This is a genomic window from Flavobacterium sp. (assembly GCF_013822155.1).
Taxonomy (GTDB): Bacteria; Bacteroidota; Bacteroidia; order Flavobacteriales; family Flavobacteriaceae; genus Flavobacterium.
In genome coordinates, this window is sequence record NZ_PNJW01000076.1 from 1 (window position 1) to 11940 (window position 11940).

Annotated in this window: 10 protein-coding genes and 1 pseudogene; all 11 read right to left on the bottom strand. The window is 33.7% G+C overall.

Annotated features, from left to right (window positions below):
- Nucleotides 1-992, bottom strand: a pseudogene (locus tag C0512_RS13660) (hypothetical protein); the annotation flags it as partial.
- 445 nt (nucleotides 993-1437) lie between these two features.
- Complete coding sequence (locus tag C0512_RS13665) at nucleotides 1438-3630, bottom strand: VapE domain-containing protein (RefSeq protein WP_290862497.1); 2193 nt, start codon at nucleotides 3628-3630, stop codon at nucleotides 1438-1440.
- Between the two features lie 199 nt (nucleotides 3631-3829).
- Nucleotides 3830-4108, bottom strand: coding sequence for a helix-turn-helix domain-containing protein (locus tag C0512_RS13670; protein WP_290862499.1), 279 nt, complete (start codon nucleotides 4106-4108; stop codon nucleotides 3830-3832).
- A gap of 89 nt (nucleotides 4109-4197) precedes the next feature.
- The gene (locus C0512_RS13675) at nucleotides 4198-5106 is read right to left on the bottom strand and encodes a hypothetical protein (protein ID WP_290862500.1); all 909 of its coding nucleotides are present in this window, start codon (nucleotides 5104-5106) and stop codon (nucleotides 4198-4200) included.
- 295 nt (nucleotides 5107-5401) lie between these two features.
- Nucleotides 5402-6490: a Fic/DOC family N-terminal domain-containing protein gene (locus C0512_RS13680; protein WP_290862502.1), complete on the bottom strand. Its 1089-nt coding sequence runs from the start codon at nucleotides 6488-6490 to the stop codon at nucleotides 5402-5404.
- Between the two features lie 163 nt (nucleotides 6491-6653).
- Complete coding sequence (locus C0512_RS13685) at nucleotides 6654-7871, bottom strand: site-specific integrase (RefSeq protein WP_290862504.1); 1218 nt, start codon at nucleotides 7869-7871, stop codon at nucleotides 6654-6656.
- A gap of 367 nt (nucleotides 7872-8238) precedes the next feature.
- Nucleotides 8239-8661, bottom strand: a complete 423-nt coding sequence (locus C0512_RS13690) for a hypothetical protein (protein ID WP_290862506.1) — start codon at nucleotides 8659-8661, stop codon at nucleotides 8239-8241.
- Nucleotides 8662-8828: 167 nt separating this feature from the next.
- A complete protein-coding gene (locus C0512_RS13695) occupies nucleotides 8829-9362 on the bottom strand; it encodes a hypothetical protein (protein ID WP_290862508.1) in 534 nt (177 codons plus the stop codon).
- A gap of 46 nt (nucleotides 9363-9408) precedes the next feature.
- A complete protein-coding gene (locus tag C0512_RS13700) occupies nucleotides 9409-10356 on the bottom strand; it encodes an alpha/beta hydrolase (RefSeq protein ID WP_290862511.1) in 948 nt (315 codons plus the stop codon).
- 242 nt (nucleotides 10357-10598) lie between these two features.
- Nucleotides 10599-11297 (bottom strand): DUF6090 family protein, encoded by a 699-nt coding sequence (locus C0512_RS13705; RefSeq protein ID WP_290862513.1) that lies wholly within the window; start codon nucleotides 11295-11297, stop codon nucleotides 10599-10601.
- A gap of 258 nt (nucleotides 11298-11555) precedes the next feature.
- On the bottom strand, nucleotides 11556-11940 hold a 385-nt coding region (locus tag C0512_RS13710), incomplete at its 5' end, for a hypothetical protein (protein ID WP_290862515.1).

Sequence of the window (11940 nt, forward strand, 5' to 3'; positions counted from 1 at the left end):
GGCATATCTGCAACATCAACTTCACGAAGAATTGCAACCATTCTATCTTGTTCTATTTTATTAAAAGCATTGTTATAATAAAATCTATAGAGTAAATTTTCATTATTGTCTATGCTGGTCTGCAGTTGTTTACAGGTGTATTTATTGAATAAAATAAATGAAATTAGAGACCGAATATCACGCATGGTAATATGTTTCTCTTTTTTTAAATAAATAGCTAGCACTATTTCTTTTAATCGATTTTTAACAGCTGCTCCTTTTTTACTATCTCTTAAAGTATCAACATTATATTTGATATAACACTTATTTGCATATTCACAATTCTCAGATTTACAAGGAGACCAAGTATTATTTTTGTCGTCATCATCAATAATAATATTTAGTAACTCGTCAAATATAGACTTAGCATTATCAATTTCTACAATTGCTCTGTTGTTCAGATTAATAAATGCAAGTGTTTTTGGTAAAGTATAATTTTTTGGTTCCAAGTAATGATAAACATGCTTACCTAACCAATTGTATTCTTTCTTATTGAGAATAAAATCCCTTAATTTCCCTTCATTTATAGCAATAATTTTTACAATTTTATCAGTAATTTCATTATTACCTTCAAAGTCTTTAAAAAAAGTACTTAATAATTCATCATTACTTTTACCTTCAAAATCTTGACTACCATCATATAAGGTTTCAAAATCAAAACCATTATATGAAAATTTACAACCATTCTCAGTTTCAATTTCAAACGTTACACCATTTTTTTTAGCTTCTGCTTCAATTAATTGAATAAATGCGGTTTTTCCATCACCCGCATTTCCAGTTAGGACGACAAGCTTCTTCATACCATTTAAAACATCATCTTTTAAAGCGGTATCTAAACGAGTTGAAATATAGGTTTCTTCATCTAAACCCCTTGTTAGCCCTGTACTAAGAAGACTTTGAGAATAAATTTTTAGAAACGACTCTATGTTAGGATTGTTATTAGGCTTTATCATTATAAATAATATGAAGTTATTTTAAAAAAAAATTAAATTCAGTAAATAACTACAATGATACGAAAAATCACTGTAAAGAAAAATGCGGAAAACCGTAAACGGACGAAAAATGAAGAAAAATAATGTAAAAATAAGTACAGTAACTAGTTTATCATAAAAGGGTGTAGGGTGTAAGGAAAAAAGGGCTAAAACATTTTTTATTTTTTGGAAAAAATAAAAACGGATTTATACGGGATTTAGGAGGCAAACGAATCTTTGTGGTTTATTGATTTGCGTTTTAATGTTCTTATGTTACCTGATTTTTACAACATCAAAAAAACTCAAAATGTTTGTGTGGAAATTTGGTTACACCCCTTACACCCTTGTTTTAGTTGGGAGTTTTCAGTTGGGAGTTGGTAGAAAAAAAAGTGGAAACTTTCGATTTCCACTTGTATAAATTTGCTACTTATTGTTCTGTTTTTCGGTTGGTTAGGTCGACATCTTCGTATGTGAATTCTGTTAAGGCATAGACCGGACTTCCTTTTCTCATCAATCGAGTGAAATTATGCTTTTTTAAGGCTTTTCCAATTTTGTTTATTGTACCGTCTGTGATGGTGATTTTTGCTCTTTCTGCGAGTTTTGCCGCTATTTGAGAAGCATTGAGGAAGAGGGTTGCTTTTTCTCTTTCGCAAGGTTCGAACCAGGTTAACAGAAGTTCTTCTTCGGGGCTTCGCAGTTGGTATTGTTCATTGTTTTCAGTGATGTTTTTGATTTCCTCTTGGTCGAACCAATGCCTGAACCCCGTTTTGAATAAGTACAATGCTTGGGAATACACGAGGTTAATATCTACCTCATGTTGATATTGGATGCCTTCCAACTCGAAACAAAGAAAACGTCTGCTTCCTGTGCTGTCATTTAAAAACTGAGCCGTGTTGACACTTCCGGCAAATGAAGCCCTTCGTGGCATTGTTTCGTTGTTATGACCGTAAGCCTTTCTCATTCTGATTTGGGTTTTTGTGATGATTTCTTTTAAACTACCGATTTCGGAACGGTTTAGGTTTTCGAGTTCGTCCAAGTTGATTAACATACATTCTGAAAGTTGTACCAACGTATCTTTGTTATTCGGGTTGATGGTTCCGGAGAATAAATACTCTTTCAATGGCTTGGGCACGAGTTTTTCTACCCACGTTGTTTTTCCTAAACCCTGTTTGCCACTGAACACAATAACGGTGTGATTGATTACTTTGTCATCCAATACACAGCCCACCATTGCTACTATCCATTTTTTGAAACACTGCTGCCAAAGTTCTTGTTTTGTAGTTGTAATTGTGTTGGCTAATTCGGTGATGTAATCGGTCTTTTCATCGTATGAAGGCAAATTAAAAAAGTAATCTTCGAATGGGTTGAACAGCTCACAGAAATCAGAATACAACAGGTTTCGTAACGATGACAAATTTGTTTTGATTCGACCTTTTAAACATTCGCGAAGCATTGAATTTTCAATGAAGTCGTTCATTACATTCCATTTCTTTTTACCGAAATATTGAAACTCTAATTTTCCGGAAACGATGTTGTGACGGAATACGTATCGGGTTGACAGAAAGAGTTCTAGTCGGTCAATTTGGGTTGGTTTTGGTTGGTCGTCGTCGTCAACCTCCCCCCAGCCCCCTCCAAAGGAGGGGGAGCCAGATTCGTTTTCACTATTGGTTTTAGGTTTTAGGTTTTCAGATTTATTCTGATTCTTTTCAGCCACCCCGGCCTTTGGCCACCCCTCCAGCGGATGGGAATTTGTGGCGAAATCGTTGATGTTTCCATAGGCACTGTTTACGGTTTGTGTGACTTCTTTTTCATCATAGCCAAAATCAGTTAATATATAGCCTAATGCTTCTTGTAATGCCATTCCTTTACGGTTTAGGTTGCAAGCAAGTTGGTGTACGAATACGTTTCGGCTTCCATTCACAAATTGTACTTTGTTTTCGGTGAATTTTACGCAGTGGTTGTAGATGGCTTCGCTGTTGTCGGTTGTCGGTTGATGGTTTTCCGATTTATTCTGATTGTGTTTAACCACCCCGTCCTTCGGACACCCCTCCAATGGAGGGGAATTCTCCAATTGGTTTGTTTCTGTTACATAGGTTTTAGCCTCCGGATTGTGGTATAAATTTTCATCCCAGGAGTTGAAGCATAGTCTGGTTAGGTCCTTACCGGATTTGTCGATTTCGAGTTTAAGCATTTCTTCATAATGGGCTTGTACTTTCAGAAACGTTTCTTTGTGTTCGTTTTTTGGCGTGTCGATTTTTACGAGAATTTTTAATCCATTTCCGGATGGACTAATGAAACAGGCAAAGGTGTACTCGCTTTGTATCGCTGTACTTTTTGCTTTCTGTAATTGATCGTTCGCCAATTTATCAATGTCTAAGATTAGAAACTTCGAATATTCGGTTAAGAATTCCATTTTACGACCTCCGGTAAATTTACCTGAAGGTGTAAATGCCGGCAAGGACTTCTTGGCTTTTTCGTAAGCTTCCAACTTGTTTTCGGATAATGACTTTCGCAAATAGACAATGGCATGTTTGTATTTGCCGGTGCGAATGTCTTCCAAAATAGCAGGTATTGTTTTGTGCTCTATGACTTCGTTGAAGTTTTTGAAGATTGATATCATACGTTATTTTTGTTGTTTTAAAACCTCACCCCAGCCCTCTCCAAAGGAGAGGGAGCCGCTACCGTTGAAGTTTGCATTAATATTACGTTTTGAGTTTGATTGAACCACCCCGCCCGATGGGCACCCCTCCAAAGGATGGGAATTTACTCTGTGCTTACAATCACATGATTCACAGGTTCCGTTGCAGCTTTTCATGGGACTATCTTTTGAAAGCTTTGTTGTAGTTCTCCTGCATCAATTTCTCTACATCGGATAGTTTGTAGTAGATTTTGTTACCGACCTGACTAAATGATATTTTGCCTTCGTCTCTCCAGGTTTGAGCTGTACGTTTGGAGATTTTAAGCAGTAAAAGGAATTCTTGGTTGTCCAGGAATGTTTCTTTCTTAGGACTTACTTTGCTGTTGAGTTGTTGGGTGATGAAGTCTAAACGCGTTACCAACTCATTGTACTGCTCCTTTGTTAAAATAATTGCTTCCATTTTTTAAATGATTTAAAAGTTATGGTGCAAATGTTGGAAGAGAAAAAAAGTCCAAAAGTCCCAAAATAGTCCCTGGGGACTCTTTTGTTTTAGAGCAACTTGTCGATGTCTATTCTTTTGTGGGGTTTCGGACGTTTGTCGGCACGCGAAGGTTTGAGTATTGTTTCAACCGTTTGGGGACTTATTTCATTCCCATCTTTGTCCAAAAACGAATTAACAATGATTGCCACCATGTCGTTCACGGATCCATCAATAAATGGTTTCCCCTCACAGAATAACTCGCGGTGCAGTTGGTAGAAAATGTCCACAAACTGATTCACATTGCAATTGAATTTTACTTTATTGAATGGTATTTGGTTGGTATTATTCTCTTTTTTGTTGAGTTCCAACGCTGCTTGCAGTTTTTGCAAGGCATAAATATGCTCAATCTCTTTGCAGCATTGTTCGTCGTACAATGGTGTCTTTTGATTGATGAACTCGATATTCGCTTGCTGGTACTCGAATTTTTCTTTGGTTAGCAACAGTATTTTTTCGTTGTCATTGGCACAATTTTCCAATTGCTTTTTGATTTCGTAAAACGAGAAATACCGGTCTTCACTCTCAGCATTGATGTATTTTTTCGGTGTTTTTATCACCGGTTCTTTTACGCTCGTAGATTGCAGCTCTGTTCGTTTTCTATCGATCAAGGTGTATAATTTGTTATATCTGCTGAGTGCTGTTTTGGAACTGAAAAACGTTTCGTTATTCGCCAATAGCTTTTCAAGCTTGTTTATCCAGGTCAATGGATTTTTAACCTGGTTGCATTGGTAATTTATAAAGGATGGAAATTGGGACTGGCGGAGTGTAAGTATCTTTTCAATCAAGGCATTGCAATACTTTTGCAACGTGAATTCTTCTTCGATAATAATATCAAATAGGGGGTTTTGAGCCTGTGCTGTCGGCACCGCTACATGCTCCGGAAACGGAGCCGTTTTTATATTTTCTTCCTTTGAATTCAATGGTAGTATTTACTGTATTTAGGTTCATTTATTAGTAAATTGTAATTAATAACAGCTTGAAATTTGTCGTTCTATTCCGGTATTTGTTTGGTCGAATAGGAGTCAACTTTTTTTCGTTTTGATTGCTCTAAAAATTACCTGATTTCTATTTCGCAAAAGTAGAAAATAAAAAAAATCCTTGTTAAAGGATTTTTAGTGAACTTATTAACAATCATTTATTGTCAATAAAATGGGTGCTTGCCGGTACCTGGTAGTTTACTATTATTGTTTTATTGCTTTTGAATATTAATAGTGTTTACTGTTTTAGAATTTCTAATAATCTGTAATTAATGTATATTTTTTCTTTACCTACTGTTTCACTTTTTAGAAAGCCTTTTTCTTCTAAAGCGATTAGATAATTTCCAATCGTTTTTAATGATGCTATCCCTTCTGCTTCTAATTGTTGTCGTTTAGTATAAGGTAGCCTAAATAAAGCCTCTATTAAATCTTTTGAATATATTTTTGGAAGTTGTTGTTGTATTTCAACAGCCATTTCATTCATAAGTTTTTCAATACTCGCAATTTGTTTTCTTCCTTTTAATGCTGTGCTTTCAACCATATCTAACATGTAGATAATCCAATCTTCCCAATTTTCTTCTGCCGTAACTTTTCTTAAATTATTATAATAATCTGCTTTATTTTCAATGATATAATTACTCATGTATAATGCCGGTAAATCTAATAATCCTACGAGTTTTAAATATAAAAGCAGAATGATACGACCCGTTCGTCCATTTCCATCAAAAAAAGGGTGTATCGCTTCAAATTGGTAATGAATAATTGCCATTTTTACTAATGGATCTATTTCGTCGTCAGCATGAATGAAATTTTCAAGATTTTTTAAGATTTCACGAATTTTATTTTCACCTTCCGGTGGCGTATAAATTACTTTACCAGTAGCTGGGTTTTTTAATTGTGTTCCCGGAGCGTTTCTAATTCCTGCTGTATTTTCCTTTATAATTTGGGCTATCTTTATAAATAGGTTGGTATTTAGAATGGGGCGTTTTTCGATTTCTTGAAATCCAAACCACAACGCATCTTTGTAATGCAACACTTCTTTAGTTGCCGGATTGTCGTATTTTTTATCTGCAATAGAAGCCATAAACAATTCATCTTGCGTTGTTATGATGTTTTCAATAGCTGAACTGGCTTGTGCTTCTTGTAAATTAATGGTGTCGATAAATAACGTAGGGTTAGGTAAATTGGTAATTGCACCTTTTAGTTCAGATAAAGCACGACTTGAACTAATCAACTTTTTTAAAATTGCTTTTGATTCTAAGTCTATTTTAGGCGGTAATAATGGTAATTCATTGTAAGGTACTTCGGGATTGTACTTGTTACTCATACAGTATTAATTTTGATTGTTTGATGCGGGTAGTTTTTACCTTCGTTTTATTTTCGAGAGTAAAAATAATAAAAAACTACCTTCAAAATGATTTACGAGAGTAAAAAAATGGAAAAACTACCTTCGTAATAGAAAAGAGCGTCATTTTTACTCTCGTCTTTTATCAATAAATATAGTTGTCAACTGCTTTGTCTAATTCTTCTCCGATGATCTTCGCATAAACTTGCGTGGTGCTGATGTCTCGGTGGTCCATTAATTTTGAAACGTGCTCAATTCTCATTCCGTTATTTAACGCATTCGTGGCAAATGTATGTCGACTCAAATGAAATGACAAATCAAAAGGCAAACTCATTTTTTGTCCCATTTTTTTCAAATGCCAGTTCGCTAATTTATTATATTTTGCCGTTAGAAAATATCTCATCGCATCATTTTTTTCATATCCCACTGTATCTTCAATAACAGGGAAAATGTAGTCGTTATTTTTCGCATCTTCTTTGCTGTATTTCTCCAAGATCTCGATGGCCACTTTTCCAATTTTGAATTGGTGTGTTCTGCCGGTCTTGCGAATGTTTTTGCTGATTTTATGCTCTTCTTTGTTGTAATGCTTGTATTGCATTTCAATTACATCACTGAATCGCAAACCACCGGCATAAATGGAAAATAGAAACAAATCTCTCCACATGGTCGCTTTTTTGCCTTCCGGAAGCTCTAAATTCGTTAATGCTTCTATCTTGTCCTTGTTTAAAAATAATCGTTTAGCGTTATCTATTTTAAGTGTCAGCTTTTTAAATGGAAACATGGTTTCGGGAATTATATCTTCTTTTATCGCTTGATTAAAGATGGTTCCCAAAACAATTATCGAAAGCCTCTGGGTGGTTAAACCGTTTTTTAAATTGATGCTCAGGTGGTTCTTGTAATCGTTCAGTAGTGTTACGGAGAAATCATCAAAGTACACATCGCGTGTCCCCATGTATTTTTCAAATTTTACAATGGCTGCATAATACGCTTTGTAAGTAGAAAACGAAACGGTGTTTTTAATGGTCTCCATCCGCTTGTAGGCATAGTCAAAAAAGTTTGGCACTTCTTTTCCTTTTATAGCTTCTTTGAGCTTTTTGATGGATACGGTTTTTACTTTTCTTTCTAAGTCGGCAACCTGTGCTTCTGCATCAGCTATCTTCTGTGCCAACGAAGCATTCATCCGAGCACTGTTTGGATGGTTCTTTTTTACTTTCTGCTTTACTTCATCCCATTCGCTCTCTTTGAGCTTGACTCCCGCAGTGATAAATTTCGTTTTTCTGTCTTTTATAATTCGTATGTAAAGCGGACAGTGCCCGGTGTTGTCTAATTGGTGTTTTCGGAGTATAAGTTTAATAGAGGCCATAATTTTTGCAATTTAAGATTGTTGTACTATCTTTGTAAAATGATGCAAGTGAGTGAAACCCTTATAAATACTGGTATTTCAAACGGGTGCAAGAGAGTACTAAGGTACAACATTAGGTACAACAAAACAAGTATTTGACTGCTTTTTATTGCTTTATTATGAACTTCCGAAAATTACAATGTCAATAAATATAGGGCTTTAGGTGCAAATGGGAGGGTTGGAGAAAAAGTTGGGGATAACTTGCATATACCAGCTACGCAACAGCGTATTTTCCGCCAGTGTCATCAAAGTTATGAAAATAGATGTTTTCGGCGACACGAATGCTGCGATTAGTCATCACGGCTGTTAGCGGAAGTGTTTTTATGATTTATAAAACTTCAAATTTACCGTTCTTATTTTTAATTAATGTAACAAAAAATCCACTCGAAGAAGATTTATAAATTCCATCTGAGGATTTAAGAGGTATAATTAGGGGCATTTTCTCCAGAGCGAGATTGGCTAATTGTATTATTTTAGAATCATCATTCTTTAGTTTTAAAACTGTAGATTTTCCATTTGCTTCAGTTCGGATTAAAAGTTCGATTTGGATTTTATTTGGCTTTTCATAATTAACCTCATTCAATTCCGCGGCAATCAACTTACCAACATTATCTCGGTAACATTTTGATAAATCATCGCTATTTTCACAACCGGGAAAAGTAGGAGTAAGGCTATTGATAAATTCTTTGCTTTGCGAAAAGCCGCAAAAAGAAATTATTAAAAAGCAAACATTTAAAATTATAGATTTCATTTTTCAACGATTTTAAACAACATTTCAGCTAATGGTTTGCCACTTTAATAATACAAGGTTTTGCAGACCCAAAACTTTCAATTCAAAAATACAAAACAATCTTTAATCCCGAGACTTCAGGAAAGCACTAAACCGGAGATATTGCTAAACTGCGGTTTACAAATGTTTTATAATTCTGCTTGAGCTTCTTTACTACGTTTAGTTTTTCTTTCATTTAATATTTTTCTATCTTCTGACAAATAGTTATATATAATATGATAGCCTGGAATATTATTATCATCACCTTCAATACTACATTCAATATTTTCAGTTCTCCAAATCCATTTTTTCCCATATTCTGTTGAAGTTTCACCATAGGCATTCTTCAAAATATAATATAATCCTTCGACTTTTTGAGTTACAATATGTATTCTTTCTATCTTTTTATCTTTAACATTTAGATAAATAAAAAGAATTTTTGTAGAACTTATTTCATCATTTTCATTACCCACATAAACATAATCTGTTTCTGAATTAAAGCTTAATTTAAATAATTCTAAATTGTTATCATTTTTTAATTCAAATTCAGGATAATTTTTAATATTCTCTCCTAATTTAATATTTCTAAATCCATTTTGAGAATTTAAAAAACTACATTCTTGTGAAAAGAAAGTAGAACTAAATAATAGAAATGTTAAAACAAAAGTGATTTTTTTCTTCATACTTTAAAAATGTTTGCCAAATGGCTCTTACCTTCTGCCTTTCTTTTCAATGTGACTGTAACCATTTTACTAACTGCTCAGGGTCTGCAATACTCCAAGAAATTGGATGTTTGATGTTATTAGGTTGTCTGTATCCTTTATCTATTGTTGTTACTAAAACAGCATTGGTGTTTCCCAATCGCTGCAACTCATTAATCATAGCCGAATGGTCAGTGATATTATTATAGGAGATGTCGTAACCTCGTTCTTTCAACCCCCATTGAAGGTCAGGTTCTGAGATTAGCATTATTGGCGTATTAATTAAGTTTTTTATTGCTGTTTGTGTTGTGTCAGAAAATGAATAAGGAGAATTAGCATAAAAATTTTCTAATGCAGTTTTCGGTGTGCCTTTCATTTCTTTCTCTATTCTGTCTATCATATAAAAAACTTCTTGATTTATTTTATCAGGATTTGATAGTCTAACAACTCTTTGGGCTGCGTTATAATAACGTTCCCAATCAAGTGGCGAGGCTATTGCAAAAACAGCTTTTGGTTTTATAGTATAGTTGTTTTGAATAGTCAACTCAGCATATTTTACAGCACAAGTTCCACCAATGGAAAACCCACCTATGAAGAAGTCTTTATCTTTTAATTGGTATTTACTTACCACAACTTCTATAATTTCTTTTAACGATTGATGAGAGCTAGAATCACTTCCAAAGAAAGAAGAACCTGTCTTTAAAATAGGAATAATGGTCAAAATCCCGTTTAAAGCTAATTTCTTAGGCAAGTCAGTTTGTGCTAAAACGTTTTCTGCTGTTTCACCAAAACCGGGAACTAGAAAAAGATATCCTTTCCAAGGAATTTGTGGCGGATAGAAAATAGTGTAATAGTTTTTTGTAGAATCTGCTTCATCAAGAAAAACCTGCTCAATTTTTAAGCTAGAAACGTCCTGTCCATAACAAGTAAGGCCAAAAAGCATAAAAGTCAGAATTAGTAAAACCAGTCTATTCATAATGAGTTGTTTTTATAATTATACTAATCCCCACGCTTCGGGATAGTTTTTGGAGAAAGTTGTGCAAGACCTTTGGTTGTTCGCAATGGCTTTATTATGTACATTCAACTCAACCCGTCTCTTTACAAGCTGCCAATTAAATGACCCCCTTCATTTATGCAGAGTTTATTCAAAAACTCAGTGGGGTTAGAGGCTCTCCATGTTAGTCTCTGGAAAGGCAGTCTACTCAATTAGCTGCCATTTTATTCTTTGGTTTCTTTGTCTATTTCAGTTATAATTTCTTTTGCTTGTGCAATATTTTCATCATATCCTTTATCGTCATTAGTTGCAGATTGAATTACCAAGTCAAGCGAAATCTTAAAAATTGGGTCTAAAAGTAATTTCTTTTTTTCTCGGTTATGATAAGCTAATTCTTCAATTTTATTTAGTCGTGAATTATAAAATTTTTCTGCTTCTTCTAATGATGGCATACTTTCCTGATAATATTCAAGAATTAGGTTTTTTAGTTTTTTGTTCTCAATAAATCCAATTTTTCCACTCGACTTAAAGCCTTCATAATTGCCGGTGTTTGTTTTTCTGATAACATAGTTTATTTGCATATCAATATGTGCTTTCACTGCCTCAATACTGTCAATTTGTTTTTCAGTTAAATTTTTTAATATAGAATATTGTTCAACAGTTTTTGTAAGGCGAGTTTTTTCTTTTTCCATCCATTTGATGTCTTTATTTAGGTCATCTTCTAAGTCTAATAAAAAATCGATTGTTTCTTCTTGATGATGTTTTTGTTCACTCCAATTATGTAGCCAAATAGAAAGCGTTACAGCAAAAACAATGATAAAAATTTCAATGATAATTTCTTTTACTTTTTCTAAAAAGGTGTGTTTAGGGTCTTTTACTACCTTGTATATTTTCTTAGTGTGTTTTGTTACTTCGTCTTGCATATTTTTGATAATAAATGTCCTTTATTGTTAAATTGTAAACGGACTTTGCACATAATGGCAGCCAAACTCAGCTCCTCAAACCCTATCCTAAACTGCTTTTAATTAATGGAGAAGTAAATATATTAGTTTTTCACAATACTAAAAAACAAACCTAGCTTAGAATACACTAAACGAGGTTGTTTTTTTATATTATTCTAATCCCTAGACTTCGGGAAGACCCAAGGACCCAATTTCTTAAAACCGCAGTTGTGCAACTTTTTAATACATATAGCTAACGTTTGAATATTCTTTATTATGTTCTTCGTAAAGTTTTTGCATTTCTTTTCGTTGTCCCTCTTTTAGAAACCAAATTGCTATTTTTTCAATATTTTTATTTCTCAAAACAGGTAAAAAATCGTTAGGTTCGTTGGCAGTCATTTCTCTACAAGAAAATTCTTTTAATGAATGTAAGGTTTCTAATGGAGTAAAATCCTTAATGTTTTTCATATACCAAAGTTCTATTTTTCGCAATTTACAGTTTGCATGTAATTTTGGAAAACCTTTAATTTTATTAACAGTTTGTAAAAAAATATGTTCCAACGATTCCATTTTGTTTATAAAATCTAGATTCTCTAAATTTTCTACTTTGTAGAATTCAATAAAC